The organism is Streptomyces endophyticus (assembly GCF_035798155.1).
Classification (GTDB): Bacteria; Actinomycetota; Actinomycetes; order Streptomycetales; family Streptomycetaceae; genus Streptomyces; species Streptomyces endophyticus.
In genome coordinates, this window is sequence record NZ_JAOZYC010000001.1 from 334,698 (window position 1) to 360,746 (window position 26,049).

The following is a 26,049-nucleotide window of genomic DNA, read 5'->3' on the forward strand; positions in this document are numbered from 1 at the left end:
TTCCTTCCGTCATGTCCCACAGGCGTGTGCGCGGGCGGCCCACGAACGGACGACAACCGTGAGCAGCCCGCGCCGACGGCTCAGGCAGGACCGAAGTCGGCCATGAGCTTGGCCTTGGTGGAGTCCGCCTGCGCGCGCACGGCCTCCACGACATGCGGGTTGAACGCCGAGGTGTCGAAGTGCCGCACCATGTGGTCGAGGACGGTGCCGGCCTCTTCCAGATCGCCCTGGCGGGCATACGCACGCGCGAGCCTGCGGGTGGCCAGGTTCAGGGTGAGGTTGTCGACACCCTTGCCCTGCTGGGAGGCCTTCACGACCGGAGTGAGCTGCTCGATCGCGGACTTGGTGTCCGGGGCGCGCACGGTCAACCCGGCCCTGTTGGGCTTCAGGCTCTTGAACTCGTGCTCGGCGTTGAGTCCCTTCGCGAGGCGCGCGTACACCGCGAAGGGGTGGTTGGCGTGCCTCTCGATGACCTCTTGCAGAGCCTCGTTGCCGGAGCGCAGCGACGGCGAGTCGGAGCCACGCAGCACCAGCAGTTTGCCCTGCTCCTCACCCATCATCAGCTCGGCGAGCTCCGAGTCGGTGGCCGTGACGGGGTGCCGGACGGTGACGCGCAGCACCGGCGAGACGATCCGGGACCCGTCGGAGGCCTGGTAGGAGGCGCGCAGCTGGTAGGTGCCCGGCTGCTGGAAGTAGTGCCCGTCGCGGCCGTAGCCGATGTAGGCGCTGGCGTAGATCGCCGGACGGTCGGTGTCCAGGCGCACGGTCTCGTCCTGGTCGACGCACCGCAGCCGCAGCGGTCGGTACAGGACGGTGCGGCCGGAGGGCTGCCGGATGGCGATGTTGACGAGCTCGTCGTCCGGGTGGAGATGCCCGTGGGTGGAGCGTCCGCGCAGGTCGGTGGTCTCCAACTTCAGTTCCACGACGACCGGTTCACCGAAGGCGAAGCCACTCTTGGCGCCCCGCAGACCGAGGCGGAGCCCCGACTCGTCGGCGAGCGGCTCGTCGAAGAGCTCGGGCTCGATGTCGGCGGCGCCGATCCCGAACGCGTTGGCGCCCATGATGACGTTGCGGTAGAAGCCGTGCCGCAGATGGATCAGCTCGTTGTCGGTGAACTGGAAGGGGAAATCACTCCAGTACGCGGCGGTCCCGGTCGGGCCGGACGGCGACTGGTAGTTCTGCGGATAGTTCATCCACGACAGGTCACCGAAACCGCCCTTGGGGCCGAGCGGGGCCGGCGGCCGGGCCAGGTTCTTCTGCCAGGAGTGCAGCAGGTTGAAGGAGTGCCCCAGCTCGTGCACGTAGGTGCGGAGCTGGGCGCGCTGCGACGCGGCGTCAGCGCCCTTGATCAGGTCGTAGAAGACCGCGCAGCCCTGCCGCTGGAAGGAGTCGGCGGCGTCGAACATGATGCCGCGCACGCCCGCCAGGCCCTCGTAGGCGCTGGCCACGAAGAGCCACACCTTCCACTGCGGGATGTTCTGCCACTGGCTGAAGTTGGTCTGCATGGCGCCGTGCAGCTCGGAGTCGTTCCACCCCATGGGGCTGTCGGCGACGACATTCGCGGCACCGGACACCAGGAGCTGGATACCGGCCTCGGCGTACGCCCCGGGAACACTCAGCACGCGGGCGGGACTGCCCGGTGGCTGCGGCAGCGAACCGGTGTTGTAGGAGAGGAACGGTATCTTTCCGGTCACCGAATCCTGTTCCCACGTGAGGGCGCGGAAGTACGGGGAGACGTACGGGCACAGATAGCTCGCGCCGGCCTGACCGGACACCGTGAAGAACTGAACGGTGGCGGCGGCCGGCGGCTGCCCGACCGCACGCCGCGGGACGGTGACCTGCACGACCGGGGCCCCGGCCTGCCAGGTGTAGCTGCCGAGCCCCTTGACGACGACCTTGGTGGCGGACCACGTGACGGTCGCGCTGTGCACGGTGAACGACCCGAAGTACGCGGTCGTCCCACCGCTGGTGGTGAAGAAGTCCCCGCTGACCCTGCGCAGGACCTTGGACCCGCTGCGTGTGCTGTCGACGTCGACGCGCAGTTCGAGCTGGAAGCCGCCGCCGCTGCTGCGGTACCGGCCACTCACCGGGCGGAACCGGACGGCGGCCGCCGCTTCCTCCGTCGGCTGCTGTTCGGCGCCGCTGGTCATGGTGGGCTCGGTGGCGGCCTGTTCCGCGGCCTCCTCCTGCTCCTGGCCGCTCGCCCACTCCTGTGTCGAGGGAGCATCGGCCAGAGGCGAGAAGAAGTCGGCCGACCCGGTCGTCGGGTCTCCGCTCTGTGATGACATGGCGTCAAGTCCTCCGTTCAGCCATTCAGTCGTTCAGTCGTTCAACTGTTCAGGTCCCGGCGCAGCAGCGTCATGTCGTCCGGGTGCACACGGGCGGCGGCGAGATCGGCCAGCGCGCGTTCCACCGAGCGACCCTCGTCGTGGAGCAGCCGCTCCGCGCCGCCGCGGTCCCGGACGACGACCACTCCACCGGACACGACGATCTCGGTGAAGTCGGCCGCCGGGCCCCCAGTGATGCGCAGTCCTCGATAGCCGAGGTCCTGGAGGGGAGCGGCCCCGGGAGGCGCCGGTGGCAGGGCGGCGATCCGGGCCACCAGCGCTTCGCCGGCTTCCGGAGGAAGGCCGAACACCGGATTCCGCCGCCCGCTGTACAGATCGATCTCGACGTTCACCCGCTACCTGATCCTTTGCCGTTGTGAATTGCAGCCGTAGAAGTAGCCGCAAAATACCGTGTACGGGCCACGGTTGGCGGTCTCCGGGTTGAATATGACGTTGTTGCTGTTGTCCGTGTTCCGGGCGGCCGTGCCCCCGGGCTTGTGCCCCCAGAACCCTTCCTTCTGCTTGCGGTACCAGTGGAAGTCGACGCCGGGTGCGATGACCAACGCGACCAGATAGCGCGGCTTTTCGGAGTCCGGGAAGCAGTCGTACCTACGGTGCATTCCGTCACACAACGCCGCACGCGTCATTTCGGCAGTTGTGATGGCCTTGTACATGCTGCCGCAGCCACGGCCCGGCTGAGCGAACGTATTGGTTCGCCAGTTGCTCGCGTAGTTGTAGCAATTGTTGTTCAGCCGGACGGTCGAGTCGTTGTTCCAGAATCCCGGGTTGAACGCTCCGAGCTCAATGGTGCAGGTGGCTGCCGGAGTTACCTCTTCCGGCTCGTGTTCCGCTTCAGTCTCCGCCTCCGCCGCTGAGCTCCCGTCCGCGACGCTGAGCCGGGTGGCGGACGACAGCTGCGGAATCAGGTAGTCGCGCACGGCCGAGTCCAGCGGCTGTGCGGGCTCACGAGACGCGGCGGCCTGCCCACGCTCCATCAACGTGACGAGTCGCTCGCCGATTTCGGCCGCACGGCCACCGCGTGCCTGTGGGCCGACGGGCAGATACAGCCTCGGTTCGGCGCCGAAATCGCTTCCGATCTCGTCATTGAGCGGTTCGATCGAGAATCCTCGGACCCCGAGCTCACCCGTGGCGGGCGTGTCACTGATGAACAGGCTTCGGTTGTCGTCCACCTCGCGGAGCAGCGCGCGTACTTCAGTCTCGTCGGTGACGTCGGCGACCGGATTGGTACGGCCCGAGAAGATGTCGGCGGTGATGCGCAGCATGTATCCGTCCCCCGTTGTTTGCGGTACTGGATTGCAGGGTTAGTACACCTGTCTCCTTCGGAATCCCGCCGAGGCTCAATGGCTCGGTGGGAAGCCGATCATTGTGCTGGTCCGGTTGGAATGACATGGGGTATATCTCGTGTCGCATCAACCGTCAACGGGGGACAAAAGGCTACTGCGGCCAATCGGTCGGCAGCTACGGCACTTGCAGCGGATCAATACGCAATCTTCCCTATCGCGACCGGTTATCCGGAGGAAGAGCATTCCGCTCCCATGGGGCGGGGAGCCATCGGCGGTGGGCCGGCATCCTCCTCTGGCTCGCGATCGACCTGGCGGGCCTCATGGTGATCGCGTTCGTCGTCAGCTTCGTCTTCCTTGCCAAGGTCGATGCGGACGTGGACAACGCCGCCTACGGCTATCTTCCCGCCGATAGGTGACAGTTGTATGGCGCCTGGTGTATTTAACTGTCTAGTATGAGGGTGTGATGACGAGCGTTCGGCACAAGTGACCGAGAGGAACCGCTCCATGACGGAACTTCAGGAACGACTGGCCACCGGCAAGGGCAAGTTCACTCCGAACTACCCGGAGCTGGGCACCGGACCCGTCTCCTACGAGGACTGCGTCTCGCCCGAGTTCTTCGAGGCTGAGCGCGCCGCGATCTTCCAGCGGTCCTGGCTCTACGTCGGCCGCTCTGAGCAACTGGCGCGCCGAGGCTCCTACTTCACCCGCGAGCTGCCGGGCAACCTCGCCTCGATCGTGGTGACCCGCGGCGCCGGCGGCCAGGTGCACGCCTTCCACAACGTCTGCGCGCATCGGGGCAACAAGGTCGTGTGGCAGGAGCATCCGCAGGAGGAGAGCGCCGGGATGTGCCGGCAGTTCCACTGCAAGTACCACGGCTGGCGCTACGGGCTCGACGGGCAGGTCAGCCATGTCACGAACGAGCAGGAGTTCTTCGACCTCGACAAGAAGCGGCTGCGGATGCCGCCGGTGCACTGCGAGGAGTTCGCCGGGTTCGTGTTCGTCAATCTCGCCGAGGATCCGGTGCCGCTGCGCAGCTACCTCGGCGACCGGCTTCTCGAGCTGGAGCAGTATCCCTTCGAGAAGATGACCCAGCGCTACGGGTTCCGCGCGCACATCAAGGGCAACTGGAAGCTCGCCGTCGACTCGGTGTGCGAGTGGTACCACCCGCCGTACGTGCACGCCCGGTTCATCGACAAGGACGTCGCCAAGGCCGAGAAGATGGTGCCGCCCGTCGACTCCTACCACTACGACCTGTTCACCCCGCACATGCTCACCTCGGTGCCGGGACCGCCGCCGCTGCCGCCGCGTGCGCCGGGCGCGCTCGGCCCGGCCCGGAACGACCAGAAGTGGGTCTACCGCCTCTTCCGCGCCGGCCTTTTCGGCCCCGACGACGTGCCCGAGCTCGGGCCGCTCCCCGAGTTCCTGAACAAGGGGGACATCCGCTCCTGGGGCAACGACCAGTTCTGGCTCTTCCCCAACCTCTCCGTGCAGATCTGGGCCCGCGGCTTCTACATCACGTACACGTACTGGCCCGAGAGCGTCGACTCGCACATCTACGACATCGACCTCTACTTCGTGCCGCCCGAGAACGCCCAGCAGCGGCTCGCGCAGGAAATCGTCGTCGACAGCACCATCGAGTTCGCCATGCAGGACGTGAACACCATCGAGGCCACCCACTCCGGCCTCAAGTCCCGCGCCAACCGCGAGTTCCACCTCAGCGACCAGGAACTGCTCATCCGGCACTTCCACAAGACCGTCCGCGACACCGTCGCCGCCCACCAGGAGGTCTCCCGATGACCGCCGCGACCCAGCCGCTCCTGCCCGAGGGCTTCCGTGAGCTCGAGCCGTACGTCGTCGACTGGGCGCTGCCCACCCGGCAGGAGCGCTACGACATGCGCCTGAGCAAGGACATGACGGAACTCGGTGTGTTCTACGACGCCATAGCGCCGCGCGCCGAGGCCGCCATCGCCCATCTCGACACCCTCGACCTCGACGCGCTTCCGGAGCCCGAACTGCGGCTGTTGAGGCTGCTGTTCTCGATGATCCTCGTCTCGTACGCGGTCAACGTCTTCGAGCAGCCGAGCATCCCCGACGCCGGCGCCGCGTTCTTCGACACCCTCGTCGAACCCGCGGTGTGAGGCCACGTACGCTCACGCCGATGAATGCGCAGATTCTCGCCGACGTCGACCTGCCGAGGTCCCAGACCGGTGCCAACCCGCAGCACCTCGTCCTCGGCCTGTTCACCGACCACTGGTCCGCCACCCGTGAACCCCTGCCGTCCGCCGCCCTGGTGGCCCTGCTCTCCGACTTCGGCAGCACGCCGGTCAGCGCCCGCGCGGCCATCGGGCGGCTCGCCCGGCGGGGTGTTCTGGAGGCGGAGAAGCGGGGGCGCCGCACGTACTACCGGATGACGCAGGACACGGCCCGCGTCCTGGAGCAGACGCAGTTGCGCATGATGGAGTTCGGCACCCCCGGCCGGCCCTGGGACGGGCTGTGGACCACCGTGATCTTCTCCGTCCCCGACGAACAGCGCGACCTGCGCCACGTCATCCGCCGGCGCCTGCGCTTCCTCGGCTACGCCGCCGTGTACGACGGCGTGTGGATGTCGCCGCGTGCCGATCACGGGCAGACCGCCGAACTGCTGCGCAGCGTCGGCGTGCGCAGCGCCACCGTGCTGCGCTCCACGCTCACCCACACCCAGGGCGACGGTGACCCGCTGGCCGCCTGGGACCTGGACGCCATCGGCGCCGCGTACGCCGAATTCATCGCGCGCCACCGCGAATTGGCGGAGCGCACGGCGGCCGGGCAGGTGGGCTCGGCGGAGGCGTTGGCCGCCCGGACCAAGGTCAAGGAGGAGTGGCTCCAGATGGTCAGCACCGACCCGGAGCTGCCCGCCGACCTGCTGCCCGACAACTGGCCGGGGCACGCGGCACGCGCCCTGTTCGCGCAGGTCTACGACGCGTTGGGGCCGCTCGCCGAGGTGCGCGTCCGGCAGGTCATCGCCGAGCACGAGCCGGCCCTCGCGGACGAGGCGAACCATCGCACCACCGAGCCATCAGGGAAGTTCTGAGCTCAAGGAGGCGCACGACATGACCAGTGCCGCAGGGAGTCTCGCCGGGAAGGTCGCCGTCGTCACCGGCGCCGGATCGGGCATCGGCCGGGCCACCGCCCTGCTCTTCGCCGAGCACGGCGCCAAGGTCGTGTGCGCCGACCGCAGCGGCGAACAGGACGCCGTGACCAAGGAGATAGGGGATGACACCGCCGTCGCCGTACACGCCGATGTCTCGGTCGCCGCCGACGTGAAGCACATGATCGGCGTGGCCGAGGAACGCTTCGGGCGGCTCGACGTGCTGTTCAACAACGCCGGGTTCGGCGGCCCCCGCAAACCCCTCGTCGAACAGGACGAGGCCACCTTCGACGATGTCATCGCCGTCAACCTCAAGGGCGTCTTCCTCGGCATGAAGTACGGCATCGCCGCCATGCTGCGCACCGGTGGCGGCTCGGTCGTGAACACCGCCTCGTCCGCCGCGCTCGTCGGCTGGAAGAAGCACTCCGTCTACGCGGCCGCCAAGGGCGGAGTCGTGCAGATGACCAAGTCCGCCGCGCTCGACTACGCGACCCAGGGCATCCGCATCAACGCCGTCTGCCCCGGCATGACATGGACCGGTCTCGCGGGTGCGAGCGCCCAGAGCCCCGAGCCGCCGCCCGACGCCGTCATGAAGGCGCAGCCCGTGCATCGCTGGGGCCTGCCCTCCGAACTCGCCGCCGCCGTGCTGTTCCTGGCGAGCGACGCCTCCTCGTTCGTGACGGGGGTGGCGCTGCCGGTCGACGGTGGCTACGTAGCCGGCTGATCCGGCACCCAGTCGGGCTGCCGCTTCTCCATGAACGCCCGCATCCCCTCCCGGGGTTCGGGGGACTCCTCCAGCGCCCAGAACATCGTCTGGTAGTCGATGTTCCCGTACCGCTCGTTGAGCATCCGCTTGACGTGCATCCGTGCCATCGGCGGCGTCCGCAGCACTTGATGGGCCGCCGCCAGGGCCGCCTCCCGCAGCTCTTCGTGCGGGACGACACGCGAGACCAGGCCGAGCCGCAAAGCCTCCGCGGCGTCGAAGCGGCGAGCCGACAGCAGCAGGTCGCGGGCCGCCGCCACCCCCACGTGCGCGGGCAGTGCCGCCGCGAACGTCGCGTCCGGGATGCCGCGCAGCAGCTCCGGCACCCGGAACGTCGCCCGGTCACTGACCACCGCGATGTCCGCCATCATCGCGATGAGCAGCCCGCCCGCCTGACAGATCCCGTTCACCGCGGCGACCACCGGGGCGCGTGACTCCCGGACGGCGGTGAACGGCAGGATGTCGTGGCCGAGGGCGGACACGTCCGCGTCGCCCGGCTGCGCACGGCCGCCCAGATCACCGCCGGGCGCGAAGACATCGTGCGTGCCCGTGATGATGAGCGCGGCCAGCTCCGGGTCGGCGTTGACGAGACGTACCGCCCGCTTGATGCCGAAGTACATCGCAGGGGTCAGCGCGTTGCGTGCCTCTGGGCGGTCGATGTGACACCAGGCGATGACACCGTCCCGTTCGAGACGCAGCCCGGTTGTGCCCAGATCGTCCTTCTCCGCGCCGCCGGTCACGTGACCGCCCCGGTTCATGTGACTGCGCCTGACTCCTTCAGGGCGAGGATGCGTTCCCAGTCCATGCCGAGTTCCAGCAGGATCTGCTCGGTGTGGGCGGCGAACTCGGGGGCGGGGTCGAGGTGGTCGAGCGGCTCGGCCTCGAACTGGACCGGGCTTGCGGCCAGTTCGAGACTTCCGGCGTGGGTCACGTACTTGTTGGCGCGCACCTGGACGTCGTCGCCGACCTGGACCGAGTCCTGGACCGGAGCCCACGGCCCGGACAGGGTGACGAAGCGTTCGGCCCACTCGGCGAGCGGACGTGTGGCGATGACCTCGCGGAGCAGCGCGACGCCCTCCTCGGCATGCTCGGCGATCAGCTCCGCGGTCGCGAAGCGCGGGTCCTCGGCGAGCTCGGGGCGGTCGATGTGCCGACACACATCCGCCCAGTACTTCTGCGGCTGGAGCATCACCAGGGACAGGTGCCGGTTGTCGGAGGTGCGGTAGATGCCGCTGAGCGGGTTGGCCATGCCGTTCGGACCGCCGGGCATCGCCATCACCCACGGCTGCTTCTTCGCCCGCGCAAGCGCGATGCCGTGTCCCATCGCCCACACCCCGCTGCCGAGCAGCGAGACGTCCACCACGGAGCCCTCACCCGTACGCTCCCGCCTGACGAGCGCGGCCGCGATGCCGCCCGCGAGGTTCGTCCCGGAGATCGTGTCCCCGTACGCGGGCACGGGCAGCGGCAGGATGCCGTCGAGGCCCTCCGGGGAGATGCTCGCGGCGGCCGACGAGCGCGCCCAGAACGCCGTCATGTCGTAGCCGCCCTTGTCGGACTCGGGTCCCTGCGGACCGAAGGCGCTGCCGCGGGCGTAGACGATGTCCGGCTTGATCGCGCGGATGTCGCCGGGCTCTATGGCGAACTTCTGGCGGGCCCGTGGCAGGAAACTGGTGAGGAACACATCGGCGCCCGCGACCAGTTCCCGCAGCACCTCAAGGCCCTCCGGCTTCGAGATGTCGAGTCCCAGGCTGCGCTTGCCGCGGTTGGCGTGCTCGATGTTCGGGTTCGGCTCGCCCTCCTCGATGACGAACGCGCCGGTGCGGCGCAGCCCGCGCTGCGGGTCCCCGTTCACCGCGTGCTCGATCTTGATGACATCCGCGCCCCAGTCGGCGAGGACGGCGCCGCCCGAGGGCACGAAGCCGTACATCGCGACCTCGATGACGCGGATTCCCTCCAGAGGCTTCACACTCACTTGGCCACCGCCCCGAACGTCTTCGTCTCCAGGAATTCCGCGAGCCCTTCGAGCCCGTACTCGCGGCCTACCCCCGACTGCTTGTAGCCGCCGAAGGGGCTGTCGGGGGCGAAGTAGCTGCCGCCGTTGATGCTGAACGTGCCGGAGCGGATGCGCCGCGCCACACCCACCGCCCGCTCGTCGGACGCGGAGAAGACGGCGCCCGAAAGGCCGTACGCGGAGTTGTTGGCGATACGAATTGCCTCCGCCTCGTCGTCGTACGGGATGACGGAGAGGACCGGGCCGAAGACCTCCTCCTGCGCGATCTCGCTGTCCGGGTCGACCCCGGCCAGCAGTGTCGGCTTGTAGAAGAAGCCGGGGCCCGGCATCCGCTCGCCGCCGCACACCAGCTTCGCCCCGTCGGCGACGGCCCGCTGCACCATCGCGTCGACCTTGACGCGCTGCCGCTCGCTGATCAGCGGGCCCATGTAGACGGCAGGGTCGGTCGGGTCGCCGACCGGGATGTGGGCGAGGCCGCCGGCGACCATCTCTACGATCTCGTCGTGCCGCGCGCGGGGGACCAGGAGGCGGGTGCAGATGGCGCAGCCCTGGCCGGCGTGGCTGCAGGACATGAACGCCGCCATCATCGACACCGCCTGCAGGTCGGCGTCGTCGAGCACGACCATGGGGGACTTGCCGCCCAGTTCCAGGAAGACCCGCTTGACCGTCCCGGAGGCCGCCGCCATGATCCGGCGGCCGGTCGCGGTCGAGCCGGTGAACGTGACGACGTCGACGTCCTTGTGCGTGGTCATCAGCTCGCCGGCCGCCGCACCCGAGGAGGAGAGGACGTTGACGACGCCCGGTGGGATGTCGGTGTGCTCGGCGATCAGCTCGCCGAGGGCGAGCGTGACGAGGGGTGTGTCGGGCGCGCCCTTGAGCACGACGGTGCAGCCCGCGGCGAGGGCGGGGGCCAGCTTGGCGAGGGCGATCTGGTTCGGGTAGTTGTACGGGATGATCGCCGCGACCACCCCGGCCGCCTCCTTCTCCACCCAGCGGTGGTGCCGCGCGCCGCGGGCCTCGTGCACGCCGAGGTCCCTGCTGAACTCGTACGTCGGCAACAGGTCCGCGTACCAGCGCACGACGCCGATCGGCTCCTCCAGCTGGGCCCCCGTTGTGAGCTGGTGCGGGGCGCCGACCTCGGTGATCGTCAGAGCCCGCAGCTCTTCCTTGTGGTCCACGAGGACCCCGTGCAGCTGGTCGAGGCAGCGGGCGCGCAGGTCCCGGTCCGTGGCCCACGACGTGGTGTCGAAGGCGTTGCGTGCGGCGGCGATCGCGGCTTCGGCCTCGGCGGGGCCCGCGTCGGGAGCGTGGCCCAGGACGGCGCCGGTGGCCGGGTTGACGGAGGCGAAGGTGGCTGCGGTGCCGGAGAGCCGGCCGTCTATCAGCAGCCGCCGGTCGGGGGCTTTGTCGGTCATGGGCGGTGCGCCTCCTGCGTGGATGCGGGACTCGTGAAGTGCCTTTAAGGCAAAGGGAACTCAGACCTTGCGGGTGATGCCGCCGTCGACGCGGATGATCGCGCCGGTGGTGAAGCTCGATGCCGCCGACGCCAGGTGCACGGCCAGCGGGGCCACCTCCTCGGGGCGGCCCATCCGGCCGAGCGGCACGAACGGCGCCTCGTCGGGGTCCTCGGGCGCCCAGCCGCGCGACAGGTCGGTGGCGAAGGGGCCCGGCAGGATCGCGTTGACACGCACCTTCGGTGCGTACGCCTCCGCGAGGCCGACGGTCAGCGCGTTGAGGCCCGCCTTCGCACAGGCGTAGGGGAGCTCGCGGGTGCTGGCGGTCAGCGAACCAGCCGTGCCGACGTTGACGACCGAGCCGCCGTCGTGCTCCGCCATGTGTGTGGCGGCCAGCACGGCCAGCCGGAACGGGCCCTTCAGGTTCACCGCGAGGGTCTTGTCGTACAGCTCCTCGCTGATGCCGGTCAGGTCCGTGTAGAGCGGTGACATACCCGCGTTGTTGACCAGTACGTCGAGGCGCCCGAGCCGGTCGAGGGTCTCGCCGACGAGGCGGTCGCAGTCGGCCCAGTGCCCGGCGTGGAAGGCGACCGCCTCGGCCCGCCGCCCGGATTCCTTGGCGATCTCGGTAGCCGCCGTCTCGCAGGCGTCGAGCTTGCGGGAGGCGACCACCACGTCGGCGCCCGCCTCGGCGAGGGCCCCGGCGATGGCGCGGCCGATACCGCGCGAGCCGCCGGTGACGACGGCTGTCTTGCCGGTCAGGTCGTGGAGTGCGGCCAGGGTGTTCACTGCTCAGTGTTCCCTTCGTCGGTGACCCGAACGACGACCTTCCCGATCGCCTCTCCGTCCGCCACGCAGCGCAGCGCCGCCGCCGTGTCCGCGAGGGTGAACTCGGCGCCGATGTGCGGGCGTACGGCGCCCGCGGTAAACAGCGCGCGCAACCGCTCCTCGTTCGCCTCGAACGGCTCGGGCACGTGCGCGGCCAGATCGCGCAGTTGGAAGCCAGTCACCTGAACTCCCTTGAGGAGAACGAGGTTGAGCGGGAGGCGCGGAATGCCGGCCGCGAAGCCGATGGTGACGAACCGGCCGCCCCAGCGCACCGACCGCAGCGCCGGCTCGGTCAGCGTGCCGCCCACCGGATCGAGCACCACATCCGCCCCGGCGGGCAGCGCCTCCTTGAGCGCGGCCCGCAGCCCGCCCTCGCGGTGGTCGATCAGCACCGCCGCACCCTGCGCCTTCGCCACCTCCAGCTTCCGCTGCGACGAGGCCACCGCCGTGACCCCCGCCCCGGCGAGCGCCCCCAACTGCACGGCGGCCAGTCCCACTCCGCCGCCCGCGCCAAGGACCACCAGCTCCTGTCCCGCCGCGACTTGGGCCATCGTGTGCAGCGCGTGGTAAGCGGTGCGGTGCGCCACGCCGAACGCCGCCGCCACCGTGAGGTCCACGCCGTCCGGCACCGGGGTCACCGACCGCGCCGACGCCACGGCCTGCTCGGCGAACGCGCCGACCATCGCCGTTCCGCACACCCGGTCCCCGACCCGTACGCCGGTCCCCTCGTCCGCGACGGCCTCGACGACTCCCGCGAATTCGCTGCCCGGGACGAACGGCGGCTCCACCGGCAGCTGGTACTGCCCGGCGACGAGCAGTACGTCCGGGTAGTTGACGGCCGCCACGTCGACCCGCACCCGGACCTGGCCCGCCGCGAGGGCGGGCGCGGGCACGTCGGCGACCCGGACGGTCTCCGGGGGCCCGTACGCGGTGCACTGTGCCGCCTTCATTGCCTTAGCACCCCCGCCACACGGGGGCGCGCTTCTCCATGAAGGCCGTCGCGCCCTCCTTCGCGTCCTCGCTGCCGAAGACGGAACGCTGGAGCTCCCGCTCACGGGCGGCGGCGCGGTCCGGATCGGTGAGCGTGGTGCGCACGAGCTCCTTGACGGCGGACAGGCCCAGAGGTGCGTTCGCCGCGATGCGGCCCGCCAACTCCAGCGCGGCGCTCAGTACGTGGTCGGCGCCGACCACGGTGTTCACGAGGCCGATCTCGTGTGCCCGCCGCGCGTCCACGGGGTCTCCCGTGAGTACCAGCTCCAGTGCGTGCGCCAACGGGATCCGGGTGCCGAGCGCCGCCCCGCCACCGGCCGGGAACAGCCCGCGCTTGACCTCCGGGAAGCCGAACTTCGCCGTCTCCGAGGCCACCACCACGTCGCAGGCCAGCAGCAGTTCCATGCCGCCGCCGAGCGCGCTGCCGTTGGCGGCGCCCACGACCGGGATGGTGCTCCCGCCGCCCGTGAAGCGCTGGTACGCGGCCCGTCCCGGATCGTCGCCGAGCCCCATCTGCGTCCCGTTGGCGAACGCCCGCAGGTCCATGCCGGGGCAGAACACCCGGTCGCCGCTGCCGGTGAGCACCACGGCGCGGATGTCGGGGTCGGACTCCGCGTCCAGCAGGGCACGGCCCAGGGCGGCCATCAGCTCGGGAGTGAGGGCGTTGCGGGCCCCGGGCCGGTTGAGGCGGGCCACCAGGACGTTCCCGGAGCGTTCCCGGATCAGTACGTTCTCGTCGCTCATCCCCGGTACCCCGACGCTCCCGCGAGGTCCGCGGCCTCGCGCATCAGCTTCAGGATCATCGGTCCGTACGCCTGGAGCTTCGGGTCGTTGCCGGCCCGCTGGTAGCCCTGCTCCAGGACGATCGCGAGCTTCCACTTCGCCAGCACGGCGTAGTAGTCGAAGTCGTCGACCTGACGGCCCGACAACTCGCTGTATCGAGTGAGGAGTTCGTCCCGCGAGGGCATGCCGGTGAGGTCCACGTACCCGGACGTCGCGGCCTCCGGCGCCGTGGTGTCCTCGGGCCAGCTGTGCAGCATCCACGCCAGATCCAGCTTGGGGTCGCCGACCGTGCCCATCTCCCAGTCGACGACCGCCGCCAGCCGGGCGGGCGCGCCGTGCCGGAACATCACGTTGGCGAACTGGTAGTCGCCGTGCATCAGGCCCGGTGTGTAGTCCAGCGGCTTGTGGGCGCGCAGCCAGGCCGAGGCCGCGTCGAGCCCGGGGATGTCCCGGGTGCGGACGCGCTCCAGGAAGGACGTCCAGCGGTCCACCTGCCGCTGGTGGAAGCCGTCGGGGCGGCCGAGGTCGGAGAGGCCCTTCGCCCGCCAGTCGACCTTCGACAACAGGGCTATTCCGTCGGTGAGTTGCTCGGCCAGGCCGCGCCGGGCGACGGCGTCGACGGCGAACGGCTCCGGCCACTTCTTGTCCTTCAGGTTCATCGGGGACCAGCCGTCCACGAACCCCATGAGGTAGAAGGTGCGGCCGAGGACCGACGGGTCCGTGCACACGGCGACCGCCGGAGTGTGCGGCACATCCGTGCCCGCGAGCGCCTCGATGATCCGCCACTCGCGGTGGATGCCCTGGTCGCGGGAGGCCGGCGCGGTGGGCGGCGGGATGCGCAGCGCGCAGTGCAGGGGGCCGCGCCGGATCTCGTAGATCTCGTTCTGGGTGCCGCCGGAGACGAAGGCGTGGGTGAGCGGTTCGCCCTTGCCGGGGAGGTCGAGGCCGTCGAGCCAGGTCGTGAGACGTTCGATGTCGATCACGGTTTCTCGTCCTCCTCGGGCGCGTATTTGGCGATGGCCGCCTCCCGGCGCGTGGGCAGATGGCCGGTCGGCCACAGCCCGTCCACGGCCTGGTGGCCGCGCAGCACCTGACGGGCGACGGTGACCTTGTGGACCTCGGTGGGGCCGTCGGCCATGCCCATCACTCCCGCGCCGAGCAGCATCTTCTGGAACGGCATCTCGTTGCTCATCCCCAGCGCCCCGTGCACCTGGGCGGCGCGCTGCGCGATGTCGTGCAGCACCTGCGGCATGACGACTTTCACGGCGGCGATGTCCTTGCGGACGCGTTTGTAGTCGTTGTGCTTGTCGATCGACCAGGCGACGTACAGCACGAACAGCCGGAACTGGGTGAGCTGGGCGTACGAGTCGGCGACGTAGCCCTGCACGAACTGCTTGTCCGCAAGCACCCCGTCGCGCGTGCGGCGGCTCAGTGCGCGCTCGCACATCATGTCCAGCGCCTTCTGTGCGTGGCCGATGGTGCGCATGGCGTGGTGCACGCGGCCGCCGCCGAGCCGGGTCTGGGCGATGGCGAAGGCCTGGCCGGGGCCGCCGAGGAGGGCCTCGTCGGGCACACGTACACCGTCGTAGTGAATGAGCGCGTGCGCGCCGTCGCCCATCGGCTCGTCGCCCAGGCCGACGTCGCGTTCGATGCGGATGCCCGGTGTGTCGGCCGGGACGAGGAACATCGACATGCCCTCGTACGGTCCCGCCTCCGGGTCCGTCACCGCCATGACGATGAAGAACGCGGCCGTGCGGGCGTTGGAGGAGAAGAACTTCCAGCCGTCGATGACCCAGCCGCCGAACCCGTCGGGGGCCGCCCGTGTCTCGAAGAGGGCCGGGTCGGCGCCCGCCTGCGGTTCGGTCATCGAGTAGCAGGAGAACACCTCGCCGTCGAGCAGCGGCCGCAGGTACTTCGCCTTCTGGTCCTCCGTGCCGTAGTGGGCAATGATCTCGGCGTTGCCGGTGTCCGGGGCCTGGCAGCCGAAGATGACCGGCGCCCATTCGGAGCGGCCCAGGATCTCGTTGAGCAGAGCGAGCCTGAGCTGTCCGTAGCCCTCGCCGCCGAGCTCGGGCCCCAGGTGGGCGGCCCACAGGCGGTGGCGGCGCACCTCGTCCTTCAGAGGCGTGACGATCTTACGGAGCTCGGGCCCCGGTGGGGTGAACTGCTGCCCGGGGAAGGCCAGATCGAGGGGTTCGACCTCTTCGCGTACGAAGGTGTCGGCCCAGTCGAGCAGCCTCTGGAACTCGGGGTCCGTCTCGAAGTCCCATGCCATGGGTGACTACTCCTTGTCCGTAACGAGCGGCGCGCCCATGCGTTCCAGGGCGACTCGGGCCTGGTCGAGAACCGTCTCCGCATCGGTCCCGTCGACAAGCGAACCCATCAGCCGTACGTCCTTGCCGAGCAGCCCGCCCGCGACAGCGCCCATGCGCGTCGGATCGCAGCCCGACGCCGCGAGCCGGCCGAGCGCGAAGCTGGCGGCGCTGCCGTGCCCGGCCACTTCGGCGAACCGCTCCGGCTCGACACCGAGGCGCTGTCCCAGCGCGAGCGCGCTCGCGGCGATCCCGAACGTAGCGGTGAACAGTGTGTTGTTGAGCAGCTTGGTGACCTGACCGGCGCCCAGCGGACCGAGGTGCACGATCGGATCGCCGTACGTCGCGAAGACCGGGCGGCAGCGCTCCACCGCCTCGCTCTCCCCGCCCGCCATCACGAGCAACCTCCCTTCCGCGGCGGCCGGTCCACCGCCGCTGACCGGCGCGTCCACGACCTGCACCCCGCGCTCGGCGGCCAGCGCGCCCAGGCGGCGGCAGGTGTCGGGGTGGACGGTGCTGTGCACCGCGAGTACGGCGCCGGGGCACAGGCCCGCGAGCACGCCCGCATCGCCGAGGACGACGTCCTCCACGTCGGCGTCGCCCACCACGCACACGCCGACCACGTCGCAGGCCGCAGCCAACTCAGCCGGAGTGGCGGCCACTTCGGCCTTCGTTCCGGCGAAGGGCTCAAGGGATTCGGGGCGGCGCGCCCACAGGGTGAGGGGGAGACCGGCGGTCAGGATGCGCTGGGCCATGGGGGCGCCCTGGCTGCCCAGGCCGATGAAACCGGCGTGTGTCACAAGTCCTCCAACGCGAGAGATGGTCAGGCCTTCTCGGACGGTGCGGGCCGCCAGAACGTGGCCAGGAGCCCGGCCGTTGCCACCACGCCGACACCGAGCGCGACACCCCCGCCCGCCCAGCCGGTCACCTCGATGTCGAGCGCCGCGTCGAGGGACCAGGGGCCCGCCCCGATCACGGCCAGCGCGAGAGTGCCCACCGCGAGCACGAGGACGTACTCGTAGCCGTCCTTCATGACGAAGAAGCCGTTCGCGCGATGCGCGAGCAGGCCCGCGACGAGCATCACGGAGATGACCGCCGCGCAGGCCAGCGGCGTCAGGAACCCGGCGGCGAGAAGCACGCCCGAGCCGATCTCCGTCACCACGCTCAGCCACGCCTGCACCCGCCCATTGCGCAGCCCCAGGCTCTCGAACCAGCCTGCTGTGCCCGCGATGCGCCCGCCGCCGCGCCAGTGGTTGAGCCCGTGCACGGCCATCGTCGCGCCGATCACGAACCGCAGCAGCAGTACGGCGAACGCCTCGGCCCCACTCATGCGGCCTCACCCTTCTCTCGATGCTCTTGCTCGACGACGCACTCCTCGGCGAACGCCAGCACCCGCAGGTGGTAGCTGCGGGCGGCGAGGCCCAGGCTCAAGTTGTGGCCGCTGCCCGCCTGTTCGTTGGTCCGGGTACGGGGAGCGGCGGTGAACAGGCCGGTGATCTCGGTGAGTGCGGCGGGGCCGGATTCCCACACCCGCTCGTGGTCGCCGAGGCTGAACTGCACCGGGATGTGCACCTCGGCCGCGAGGCGGGCGAAGTCGCGCTCCACCCACGTCCGCGCGGGGCTTTCGTAGGCGGGGGAGTCCGAGGCGATGTACGGGGTGTTCCACACGTCCTCGGCGTACAGCTCGGCCGGCCCCCACAGCGTCTCGCGAGTCCCGGCCGGGCGTCGGCCGTACCGCTGGCGCGTCACCCCCGCCGCCTCGAGGGCGCGGATGGTGTCGGCCTGGTGCCGCAGCCCCGTGCCCGCGATCTCCAGACCGAGCAGTCGGCGCCCGCGCGGGTCGGCCGCCATCCGCATCGCCAGCTCGCAGCCCGCCGAGTGCGCGGCCACGAACACGGCGGGGCGGCCGGGCAGTTGGTCCAGGAAGCGTTCCATCGCCGCGTACGTCGTATCCAGGCGGCGCTGCGGGTCGCGGTAGCGCTCGGCGCAGGGCGCGGAGATGCCGTAGCCGGGCCGGTCCATGGCGACGACCGCGTAGCCGAGCTGCGCCCCCGTGCGCAGCAGCGAGAACTCCGGCCGCCCCGGGCAGTCGAAGTACAGCGAAGTGGTGCCGCCGCCGTGCAGCGCGAAGATGACCGCGCGGGGCGAAGGGGCCGAGCATACGCGCGCGGAGAGCGGGAAGCCGTCCACGCGGACCGTCTTGGTGTGCACGCTCGGCGCGGTCGCCGCATCGGTGGCCGCCTGCAGACGGCCGGGCACCGTCACCCGTCCGCCCGCAGGAGCATGACCCCGCTCGGTGTGAGGCCGCCCGTGCTGACCACGGCGGTGCGGGCGCCGGTGATCTGCCGGGCGCCGCCCTCGCCGCGCAGCTGGGTGATCGCCTCGCGGACCAGGCCCATGCCGTGGGTGCGGCCGTGCGAGAGCTGACCGCCGTGCGGATTGACGGGGAGCACGCCGTCGCGGGCGATGTTCTTGCCGCCGTCCAGGAAGTCCTTCGCTTCACCGATCCCGCAGAAGCCCAACGCCTCTATCCAGGACAGGCAGTTGACGGTGAAGCCGTCGTACAGCAGCGCCACGTCCACGTCATCCGGTCGCAGATCGGTGCGCGTCCACAGGTGCGCCGCCTGCCCGAGCACCTGCGGTTCGTGCGTCGACGTGGTCTGGTCCCACTCCAGGCGCTCGACGAGCTGTGTGCCGACCGCCTCGACGAGGACCGGCGGCTTGGGCAGATCCCGCGCCGCGTCCACGGCGGACACCACGACCGCGATCGATCCGTCGCACGGCACATCACAGTCGTAGAGGCCGAAGGGGCTCGTGATGGGGCGTGCCGAGAGGTAGTCGTCCATGGTGAGCGGGTCGCGGTAGATCGCCTCGGGGTTGAGCGCGGCGTTCGCGCGCTGGTTGAGGGCGATCCAGCCGAGCGTCTCGCGGGTCGTGCCGTACTCGTGGAAGTGGCGCTGAGCGTTCTGCGCGAGGTGGATCGCGGCGGAGCTCGCGCCGAACGGGGCGACCCACTGCGCGCCGTCCGCGACCCGGTCCTGGCGTGGGACCGTCCGCAGTCCCTTGCGTATCTGTTGGGTGTGCGTGGTCTCCCACACCGTGCGGAAGCACAGCACGTGCCGGGCCAGGCCGCCCGCGACCGCGAGCATCGCCGCGATCACCGAGCCGGCCGGGCCGAAGGTGTCCATGCCGCCGTTGTGCCACGTCGGCCGGATCCCGAGTGCGCACTCCACGGTGGTGACACCGCCCTCGCCCATCCCCGCGGAGATACCGGAACCCGGGTACGTGGCCAGGCCGTCGATGTCGTCGAGCGTGAGCCCCGAGTCGGCGACGGCCCGCTCGCACGCCTCGACGGCCAGCGCGAGCGGCGCCACCCCGAGGCGCCGTCCGATGCGGGAGGCGCCGGTGCCGGTCAGGGCCGCCCGGTGCTCGAAGAGGTCGGCGCTCACCGGGGGTCGGACCAGTGCTCTGATCCGCTCGGGGCCCGGATCGTCGGGCGGCAGCGCGGGCAGCGGGTCCGGCTGTTCGGCGCACGGCCGGAACAGCGGCACCCACACGTCCTCGACCTGCTCGAAGACGGCCTCCAGGCGCATGCCGAGCCGCAGTTCGGACGCCTCGCAGCCCACGATGTTGGTGGTGAGCCGGACCCGCGGATCCTCGTCCACGGCCACCCGCGCCACCACGTACGGCGGCTCAAGGCCGGGCGCTGGGAACCGCTCGTTGACCGTGAAGGAGACCAGGGCGGCCGTGCCCGCGACTTCGGTGACGGTCAGTTCGTGACCACGGCAGCGGCGGCACACCGGCAGCGGCGGATGGTTCAGCGCGGAACAGTCCGCGCACCGCTGGAAGCGGAGCCGGCCGTCCGCGCCGGACGCCCAGAAGAACGCGGTGTCATCGGTGAGCAGGGGCAGGGAACGCCGGGCCACAGGGGCTCCTCCACAGGTCGGGGACCAGAAGCGGTCAGCGAATGTCGGCCCGTTCGCCGCGCGCGGTCACCGGAGCGGCCAGGTCCTGCTCGTCGCAGGCCTTCTGCAGCTTGGCCAGGGTCTCGTCGAGCCCGGGGCCGAGCCGCGGTCCCGGCGTGAACGTCGCCGGCAGATGCCGCATGCCGTTGATGATGCCGACGGAGTCGTAGTGCACCGTCCCTTCCGCCTCGCACACGTAGTCCGGCATCCGGTCGAGCACGTGCGTGATCATCCGCTTGAAGACGACGCGCGCCACGTTGGAACCGATGCAGCGGTGGATGCCGAGACCGAAAGCCTGGTGGCGGTTGCCCTTGCGTTCCATGTCTACGTTGTTGGGGTCCGGGAACACGGCCGGGTCGCGGTTGGCCATCGCCCACGACAGCCAGAGCCGGTCGCCCTCCTTGAACTCCTGGCCCGCCATCTCGCAGTCCACGGACACGGTGCGTCCGTCGCCGACCGCCGGGGTGAAGAAGCGCAGGAACTCCTCGGTGGCCGAGTCGAGCAGCGTGCCCCGCTCCCGGCTGAGCCGCTCGCGCTCCTTGGGGTGCTGCGAGAGCCACTCCACGGAACGCCCGGTGAGCGCCGTCGTGGTGTCGAAGCCGCCGCCGATCAGCAGCGCGAGCACACCGAGCAGGTCCATGTCGGACGGCTTCGCGCCTCCGAGGTCGGCGGTGAGGACCGCGTTCACGAGCCCCGGGCGCGGGGTGGCGCGGATCGCCGCCATCTGCTCGAAGATGTCCCGCATCATCGTCATGTGCAGCTCGCGCACCCGCTCCCTGTCCGGGGAGTCCGGCGGCGTGTAGACCCCGGCGTGCGCGGGCTCGTTGTAGATCTGCCAGTTCTTCAGCGGGATCCCCATCATGGCGAGGGTGAACACCGCGGGCACCGGGTTGGCGAGGTCCTCCACGAAGTCGATGCGCCCCGACTCGATCCGCTCGTCCAGGCAGGCCCGGATCAGCTCGTCAAGGAACGGGATCCAGCGCTGCACCGCGGCCGGCGACAGATACGGGTTCAGCGCTTGCCGGTAGTAGCGCTGCTCGGGCGGGTCCATCTCCAGGAAGCCCCCGCGAAAGCCCTGGTCGGGCGGTGGCGGCGGGATGGTGATCCCGCGATAGCCGCGGCGTTCGCCGTTCACGTCGTGGTCGTTGGAGAGCTTGTCGGCCGAGCGCGCGATGTCGAAGACCGTCTGGTGGCCGGCCGCCACGAAGTGCCCGCCGTGCGTGTCGGTCCAGGCCAGTGGGCAGCGGCCCTGCATCTCCTCGGTGATCTCGACGAACCGCTCCCGGTAGTCCGGGGCGTGCCGGTCGAACTCGTACCGGCGGCTCTTGCGGGCCGCCTCGTCGTCCGTGGTCACGGTGGTACTTCCTTCACGTCGTCGTCTGGGTGAGGGAGATGGCCCGCTCGGGGCAGGAGCGCACCGCCTCGCGCGCGGCCTCCTCCTCCCCGGCAGGCACCTCTTCGGCGACCGGTGACGAGTGCCCGTCGATCTCACTGAGCTGGAACACCTTCGGCGCGATCATGGCGCAGAGGGTGTGACCCTGGCAGCGGTCCTGGTCGACGTTGACCTTCATGAGCAACCCCTTGTCCGCATCTACTTGATGTCGCGTCAGCGGCGCCAGTCGTACCACTTGAGGTAGCCGCCCGCGTCCACGCGCAGCTGCACACCAGTGATGTAGCGGGCCTCGTCCGAGGCGAGGAAGAGGACCGCGTTGCTGATGTCGATCGGCTCCACATACGGGATGGGCATCGCCTGCTGCACGGCGAAGCCCGGCTCGGCGTCCTCGCGGGTGGGGTGCTCCAGGTCCGGGCGGAACGACTTGTACATCGGCTCGCTCTGCAGCATCTGCGTGTTGCAGTTCGTGGGGTGCACGACGTTGGCGCGCTGCTTCAACGGGGCGAGATTGCGGGCCAGTTCGTGCATGTACTCCGACAGGGCCCGCTTCGCGTAGGCGTAGCCTGCGCCGCCCGGGTTGGAGCCGGGGTTGTCCACGATGCCGTGCTCCATGAGCGCGGCCGTCGAGGCGGTCGCGATCACAGAGGCGCCCTCGCGCAGGTGCGGCAGGGCGGCCTGGATGGCGTTGATGCTGCCGATCAGATCGACGTCGACGGCGTCGGACCACGCCTGCAGCGGCGGCGCGCCCTGCAGCGGTGCGATGCCGGCCTGCGCCACGACGATGTCGATGCCGCCGAACCCGGCCACCGTGCGATCCACCGCGTCCCGCATGGCGTCCATGCTGCGCACGTCGGCCTGGATGGGCAGTGCCTTGCGGCCCGCCTTCTCCACGAGCCGCGCCGTCTCCTTCAGGTCCTCCGGAGTGGCCATCGGATAGTCGACCGTCTCGTAGTCACGACACAGGTCGATCGCGACGACATCGGCGCCCTCCTCCGCGAGCCGCACCGCGTGACTGCGGCCCTGCCCGCGCCCCGCGCCGGTGATGAACGCGACCTTGCCCTCGACTCGCCCCATGCCGCTTCCCCTTGTCGTGGTTCCTGCTGTTCCGGTTACGAGGTGATGCTTGGGCGCCCCGCCTACGATCCGGCGCGGAGCCCCGTGCGATCCAGCGCCGCGAGGGCCGGCTCCAGGGCGCCGAGCCGCGCGCCGAGCCCCTCCGCGGTCTGCCGGACCACGGCCACGTCCTTGTCCACGAACTTCCGTACGTCGCTGATGAATTGGTCGACCGAACCCCGCGACGCCGCCCCCGCGAGGGCCCGGCTCGCCGCGCTGCCGTGGCCGAGCGCGTCCAGGAGTGCCGCCTCGTCGATGCCGAGCCCGCGGCCGAGCCGCGCCGCCTCCGCGATCAAGCCCAACTGGGCGGTGAACAGTGCATTGTTGACCATCTTCACGCTCTGCCCCGCACCCACCGGGCCGACCGCGAGCACCGGATCCGCGTACGCTTCGAGCACCGGGCGCAGCCGCTCCACAGTGGCCTCGTCGCCGCCCGCGAAGACGGTGAGCCGGCCGGCCGCGATGTCGTGCGGGCCGCCGCTGACCGGTGCGTCGAGGACGTCGATGCCGCGCGCGGCGATCTCCCGGACCGTGTGCGGGCTCGCCGTGGTGTGGACGATCAGTGGCGCGCCCGCCGGCAGTGCGTCGAGCAGTTCGCCGTCGAGGCACACCTCCCGCACCTGCCGGTCGGTGAACACGCAGACGATGAACGCGTCGACGTCCTCGGCCGCGTCCTCGACGCGGCCGACGGTCTCGGTGCCCTCCTCGCCCAGCGCGGCGCGGCGCTCGGGCGTGCGGCCCACGGTGCGCACCGCGTGTCCGGCCGCCACCAGACGGCGCACCATGGGCAGCCCCATGCGTCCCGCGCCGGCGAACCCGATCCGCTTCACGGGCGATCCGGCTCCGGGTGATCCGGGTGGTGCAGATGATCCGCGCGCCACAAGAACACCCCTTCCGTTTCGCGAGAACTGTAATCTCACCCACGGGTTCGCGGAAGGTGTCGGCTGCGACTTTCTCCCCCGGCTCGTGAGGGGGTGGCCCTGTTGCCCGGCGATCGCGAGAACCATATTCTCCGATGAGGGAAACCGAAGATGCGCCAACTCTCCGTACCAGGAGGCACCGTGGCCCACCCCGAGCCGCCGAAGGACGCCCGCGCCATGCGCCGGGCCGTGCTCGGTGACGCCTACGTCGACGCCGCCGTCCGTGACCAGCGGCCCGCCGTGGCCGAGTTCCAGGACTACATCACCGAGACGGCCTGGGGCGTGTGGGCCCGCGCCGGAGCGCTCAGCCCGCGCGACCGCAGCCTGCTCGTCCTCGCCATGACTGCCGCGCTCGGGCGCATGGAGGAGTTCCGCACCCACGCCACCGCCGCACCGCGCGCGGGCGTCACGCAGCGGGAGATCGACGAACTGCCCTTCCAGATCGCCGCCTACTGCGGCGTGCCGGCCGGGAACGCCGCCCGCCGCTGCCTCACCGAGGTCGCGAACCGCTCAGCGGATGAGGTCTGACGATGGGGACGATCGGTTTCGTCGGGCTCGGCAACATGGGCGGCGCGCTCGCCGCCAACCTCGTACAGCGCGGCCACGAAGTCCTCGCGTTCGACAGCGCGGGCACCGAGCGCATCCCGGCCGGCGCAACCGCCTGCAAGGACGTGGCCGACGTCGCTCGCGGCGCGACGGTGTTGGTGCTCTCGCTGCCCGACGGGGACGCCAGCGAGAAGGTCGCGCGCGAGATCATGGAAACGGCCGATCGTCGCACGGCGTACGTGGTGGACACCTCGACGGTCGGCGTGAGCGCCGCGCGGCGCGTCGCCGAACTGCTCGCCGCGCACGGCATCGGGCACGCCGACGCCCCCGTCTCCGGAGGTGTCGCGGGCGCCCGCGCCCGCACGCTCACCGTCATGTACGCCGCCCCCGACGAGGTCTGCGCCGCGATCGAGCCGGTGCTCGCCGACCTGAGCGAGCGGCGCCGCAGAGTGGGGGAGCGGCCGGGGCTGGCGCAGGCGGCGAAGCTCGCCAACAACTTCCTGTCCGCCACGGCGCTCGCCGCCACCAGCGAGGCACTCGCCTTCGGGCGCGCGGCGGGTCTCGACCCGGCGGTCCTGATGGACGTCCTCAACGCGTCCAGCGGACGCAGCGGCGCCACCGAGGACAAGTTCCCCCGCCACGTCCTCACCGGCAGCTACGACTCGGGGTTCGCCAACTCGCTGATGGCCAAGGACGTGGAGCTGTATCTGGGGGCCGTGGCCGAGCAGGGCGCGCCAGGTGAGGTCGGCGCGCTCATCGGCGCGCTGTGGCGCCGGTTCGCCGAGGCCGAACCGGGCGTCGACTTCACCCGCGTGTATCCGTATCTCGAGGCCACCAGGAGGGGCGACGCATGACCACCACACCCGAGGCAGGGCCGACCGGGCCCCGCATCGCCCCGCTGCCGGTCCGTCAGTGGCCGCCACAGATGCACGAGGCGCTGGCTGCCCTCACCCCTGCGGCGCCCCGGCACCCGGTGCCCGAGAAGGGGGCCAAGCGCCCCAAGGGCCTCAACGCCCTCGGTGTCCTGGCCCACTACCCCGAACTGACCCGCGCCTTCAACGTCTTCAACGGTCACCTCCTCTTCGCCACCACGCTCACCATCCGCCAGCGCGAACTGCTGATCCTGCGGATCAGCGCGGTGCGCGAGGCCACGTACGAGTGGCGGCAGCACGTGTGGATCGCCCGGCACGAGGCGGGCATGACGGACGAGGAGATCGAGCGGATCGGAGAGGGCCCCGAGGCCGCCGGCTGGAGCGAGGAGGAGCGGTTCCTGCTGCGAGCCGTGGACGAACTGATCGCCGACGCGCGGATCGCCGACGCCACCTGGCGGGGGCTCGCGAAGGAACTCGACGAGCGGCAGTTGATGGACGTGGTGTTCAGCGTCGGCGCGTACGACACGATCGCCATGGTGTTCAGGACCTTCGACGTGGTACTCGACGACGACCTCAAGGCGTGACGCCGCATGGCGAGCTGGCGGGAGCAGGCCGTCGCCCGCACCGTGGACCCAGTCCGGGCCCGCGCCGAGAAGCGCGTGCAGGGGTTCCTCGACGCCGCGCTGGAACTGCTCGCCGGGGAGTCGGGCAAGGACTTCACGGTCCAGGAGGTCGTGAAGCAGTCCGGACAGTCGCTGCGCAGCTTCTACCAGAATTTCAGCGGCAAGCACGAGCTGCTGCTCGCACTCCTCGAGGAGTCGGTGTTCAAGACCGCGGCCCGGCTGCGCGAGGCCATCGCCACGGAGCCGGACGCGCTGAGCCGGCTGCGTTGCTTCACCCTCGAATACCACCGGCTCTGCCGTCCGCCGACGCGGCCGAGCTCCCCGCGATCCGTCGAGATCCTCGGTATGGCCGAGTTCGCACAGCAGTTGCTGACCGACGACCCCAAGGAGGCCGCCCGCGCCTTCGCCCCGATCTTCGCGTTGCTGGAGGAGATCCTCGACGAGGCGGCGGCCGACGGCGCGGTGCGCGCGGATCTCGACTGCCGCGCGGTGGCGGGGGCGATGCTGCAGGCCATCATGTTCAACTCGTTCGCGCTGGTGCTCAGCGGGACGCCGGTGCGTACGCGCGGCGGGGACGCGGAGGCGCTGTGGGACCTGCTCGCCCACGGTCTGACCGCCGAGGGGCGGCCGGTCAGCGACGGAAACGCTCTTCTCCGGAATCGAGATGGTTGATATCGTGCGGGCGGCACATGCGCATGCACGGACATGCACGGAGCAG

General features: G+C 70.6%; 28 protein-coding genes. 9 read left to right on the forward strand and 19 right to left on the reverse strand.

Annotated features, from left to right (window positions below):
* Positions 1-80: 80 nt before the first annotated feature.
* Genes OKJ99_RS01515 through OKJ99_RS01525 form a run of 3 tightly spaced genes read right to left on the reverse strand, consistent with a single transcriptional unit; the run spans position 81 to position 3,610 of the window.
* Entirely contained in the window at positions 81-2,288 is a 2,208-nt protein-coding gene (locus tag OKJ99_RS01515; RefSeq protein ID WP_326013783.1) for a YfgM family protein, read from the reverse strand.
* Positions 2,289-2,329: 41 nt separating this feature from the next.
* On the reverse strand, positions 2,330-2,680 hold the full coding sequence (locus OKJ99_RS01520; protein WP_326013784.1) for a hypothetical protein: 351 nt from the start codon (positions 2,678-2,680) through the stop codon (positions 2,330-2,332).
* 3 nt (positions 2,681-2,683) lie between these two features.
* On the reverse strand, positions 2,684-3,610 hold the full coding sequence (locus OKJ99_RS01525; RefSeq protein WP_326013786.1) for a hypothetical protein: 927 nt from the start codon (positions 3,608-3,610) through the stop codon (positions 2,684-2,686).
* A 125-nt stretch (positions 3,611-3,735) separates the two neighbouring features.
* On the opposite strand from OKJ99_RS01525, the gene OKJ99_RS01530 reads away from it, so the two are divergent.
* The 5 genes from OKJ99_RS01530 (at position 3,736) to OKJ99_RS01550 (ending at position 7,482) form a co-directional block, all read left to right on the forward strand.
* Positions 3,736-4,047, forward strand: coding sequence for a hypothetical protein (locus tag OKJ99_RS01530; RefSeq protein WP_326013787.1), 312 nt, complete (start codon positions 3,736-3,738; stop codon positions 4,045-4,047).
* Between the two features lie 88 nt (positions 4,048-4,135).
* On the forward strand, positions 4,136-5,428 hold the full coding sequence (locus OKJ99_RS01535) for an aromatic ring-hydroxylating oxygenase subunit alpha (RefSeq protein WP_326013788.1): 1,293 nt from the start codon (positions 4,136-4,138) through the stop codon (positions 5,426-5,428).
* Entirely contained in the window at positions 5,425-5,769 is a 345-nt protein-coding gene (locus tag OKJ99_RS01540; RefSeq protein WP_326013789.1) for a hypothetical protein, read from the forward strand. The genes OKJ99_RS01535 and OKJ99_RS01540 overlap by 4 nt, the downstream gene beginning before the upstream one ends.
* A 20-nt stretch (positions 5,770-5,789) precedes the next feature.
* Complete coding sequence (locus OKJ99_RS01545; protein ID WP_326013790.1) at positions 5,790-6,701, forward strand: PaaX family transcriptional regulator; 912 nt, start codon at positions 5,790-5,792, stop codon at positions 6,699-6,701.
* Between the two features lie 19 nt (positions 6,702-6,720).
* Positions 6,721-7,482, forward strand: coding sequence for an SDR family NAD(P)-dependent oxidoreductase (locus OKJ99_RS01550; protein ID WP_326013791.1), 762 nt, complete (start codon positions 6,721-6,723; stop codon positions 7,480-7,482).
* On the opposite strand, the gene OKJ99_RS01555 is transcribed toward OKJ99_RS01550, so the two are convergent.
* The 16 genes from OKJ99_RS01555 to OKJ99_RS01630 form a co-directional block, all read right to left on the reverse strand.
* Complete coding sequence (locus tag OKJ99_RS01555) at positions 7,467-8,279, reverse strand: enoyl-CoA hydratase/isomerase family protein (RefSeq protein ID WP_326013792.1); 813 nt, start codon at positions 8,277-8,279, stop codon at positions 7,467-7,469. The two genes, OKJ99_RS01550 and OKJ99_RS01555, sit on opposite strands and share 16 nt — an antisense overlap.
* Positions 8,276-9,493 carry a CaiB/BaiF CoA transferase family protein gene (locus OKJ99_RS01560; RefSeq protein ID WP_326013793.1) on the reverse strand — a complete coding sequence of 406 codons (1,218 nt, stop codon included), beginning with the start codon at positions 9,491-9,493 and terminating at the stop codon, positions 8,276-8,278. Before OKJ99_RS01560 ends, OKJ99_RS01555 begins: the two co-directional genes overlap by 4 nt.
* Positions 9,490-10,947, reverse strand: a complete 1,458-nt coding sequence (locus OKJ99_RS01565) for an aldehyde dehydrogenase family protein (protein WP_326013794.1) — start codon at positions 10,945-10,947, stop codon at positions 9,490-9,492. The genes OKJ99_RS01560 and OKJ99_RS01565 overlap by 4 nt, the downstream gene beginning before the upstream one ends.
* Positions 10,948-11,007: 60 nt before the next feature.
* Complete coding sequence (locus tag OKJ99_RS01570) at positions 11,008-11,775, reverse strand: SDR family NAD(P)-dependent oxidoreductase (RefSeq protein ID WP_326013795.1); 768 nt, start codon at positions 11,773-11,775, stop codon at positions 11,008-11,010.
* Positions 11,772-12,764 (reverse strand): NADPH:quinone oxidoreductase family protein, encoded by a 993-nt coding sequence (locus OKJ99_RS01575; protein ID WP_326013797.1) that lies wholly within the window; start codon positions 12,762-12,764, stop codon positions 11,772-11,774. Before OKJ99_RS01575 ends, OKJ99_RS01570 begins: the two co-directional genes overlap by 4 nt.
* Before the next feature lie 4 nt (positions 12,765-12,768).
* The gene (locus OKJ99_RS01580; protein WP_326013798.1) at positions 12,769-13,548 is read right to left on the reverse strand and encodes an enoyl-CoA hydratase/isomerase family protein; all 780 of its coding nucleotides are present in this window, start codon (positions 13,546-13,548) and stop codon (positions 12,769-12,771) included.
* Positions 13,545-14,570 (reverse strand): phosphotransferase family protein, encoded by a 1,026-nt coding sequence (locus tag OKJ99_RS01585; protein ID WP_326013799.1) that lies wholly within the window; start codon positions 14,568-14,570, stop codon positions 13,545-13,547. The genes OKJ99_RS01580 and OKJ99_RS01585 overlap by 4 nt, the downstream gene beginning before the upstream one ends.
* Positions 14,567-15,862 (reverse strand): acyl-CoA dehydrogenase family protein, encoded by a 1,296-nt coding sequence (locus OKJ99_RS01590; RefSeq protein WP_326013800.1) that lies wholly within the window; start codon positions 15,860-15,862, stop codon positions 14,567-14,569. Before OKJ99_RS01590 ends, OKJ99_RS01585 begins: the two co-directional genes overlap by 4 nt.
* A 6-nt stretch (positions 15,863-15,868) precedes the next feature.
* The gene (locus OKJ99_RS01595) at positions 15,869-16,699 is read right to left on the reverse strand and encodes an NAD(P)-dependent oxidoreductase (RefSeq protein ID WP_326013802.1); all 831 of its coding nucleotides are present in this window, start codon (positions 16,697-16,699) and stop codon (positions 15,869-15,871) included.
* A 23-nt stretch (positions 16,700-16,722) separates the two neighbouring features.
* The gene (locus OKJ99_RS01600) at positions 16,723-17,229 is read right to left on the reverse strand and encodes a DoxX family protein (protein WP_326013803.1); all 507 of its coding nucleotides are present in this window, start codon (positions 17,227-17,229) and stop codon (positions 16,723-16,725) included.
* Positions 17,226-18,158 (reverse strand): alpha/beta hydrolase, encoded by a 933-nt coding sequence (locus OKJ99_RS01605; protein WP_326013804.1) that lies wholly within the window; start codon positions 18,156-18,158, stop codon positions 17,226-17,228. Before OKJ99_RS01605 ends, OKJ99_RS01600 begins: the two co-directional genes overlap by 4 nt.
* Positions 18,159-18,160: 2 nt before the next feature.
* The gene (locus OKJ99_RS01610) at positions 18,161-19,825 is read right to left on the reverse strand and encodes a thiolase C-terminal domain-containing protein (protein ID WP_326013805.1); all 1,665 of its coding nucleotides are present in this window, start codon (positions 19,823-19,825) and stop codon (positions 18,161-18,163) included.
* Positions 19,826-19,859: 34 nt separating this feature from the next.
* Entirely contained in the window at positions 19,860-21,218 is a 1,359-nt protein-coding gene (locus tag OKJ99_RS01615) for a cytochrome P450 (protein ID WP_326013806.1), read from the reverse strand.
* Positions 21,219-21,231: 13 nt separating this feature from the next.
* The gene (locus OKJ99_RS01620) at positions 21,232-21,435 is read right to left on the reverse strand and encodes a ferredoxin (RefSeq protein WP_326013807.1); all 204 of its coding nucleotides are present in this window, start codon (positions 21,433-21,435) and stop codon (positions 21,232-21,234) included.
* A 35-nt stretch (positions 21,436-21,470) separates the two neighbouring features.
* Positions 21,471-22,331, reverse strand: coding sequence for a mycofactocin-coupled SDR family oxidoreductase (locus tag OKJ99_RS01625; protein WP_326013808.1), 861 nt, complete (start codon positions 22,329-22,331; stop codon positions 21,471-21,473).
* Between the two features lie 62 nt (positions 22,332-22,393).
* Positions 22,394-23,200 carry an NAD(P)-dependent oxidoreductase gene (locus OKJ99_RS01630; protein WP_326013809.1) on the reverse strand — a complete coding sequence of 269 codons (807 nt, stop codon included), beginning with the start codon at positions 23,198-23,200 and terminating at the stop codon, positions 22,394-22,396.
* A 231-nt stretch (positions 23,201-23,431) separates the two neighbouring features.
* Between OKJ99_RS01630 and OKJ99_RS01635 the strand changes: the two genes are divergently transcribed.
* Genes OKJ99_RS01635 through OKJ99_RS01650 form a run of 4 tightly spaced genes read left to right on the forward strand, consistent with a single transcriptional unit; the run spans position 23,432 to position 26,003 of the window.
* Complete coding sequence (locus OKJ99_RS01635) at positions 23,432-23,818, forward strand: carboxymuconolactone decarboxylase family protein (RefSeq protein ID WP_326013810.1); 387 nt, start codon at positions 23,432-23,434, stop codon at positions 23,816-23,818.
* A gap of 2 nt (positions 23,819-23,820) precedes the next feature.
* On the forward strand, positions 23,821-24,690 hold the full coding sequence (locus OKJ99_RS01640) for an NAD(P)-dependent oxidoreductase (RefSeq protein WP_326013811.1): 870 nt from the start codon (positions 23,821-23,823) through the stop codon (positions 24,688-24,690).
* Positions 24,687-25,292, forward strand: a complete 606-nt coding sequence (locus tag OKJ99_RS01645; RefSeq protein WP_326013812.1) for a carboxymuconolactone decarboxylase family protein — start codon at positions 24,687-24,689, stop codon at positions 25,290-25,292. Before OKJ99_RS01640 ends, OKJ99_RS01645 begins: the two co-directional genes overlap by 4 nt.
* Before the next feature lie 6 nt (positions 25,293-25,298).
* Positions 25,299-26,003, forward strand: a complete 705-nt coding sequence (locus tag OKJ99_RS01650; protein ID WP_326013813.1) for a TetR/AcrR family transcriptional regulator — start codon at positions 25,299-25,301, stop codon at positions 26,001-26,003.
* Positions 26,004-26,049: the final 46 nt, after the last annotated feature.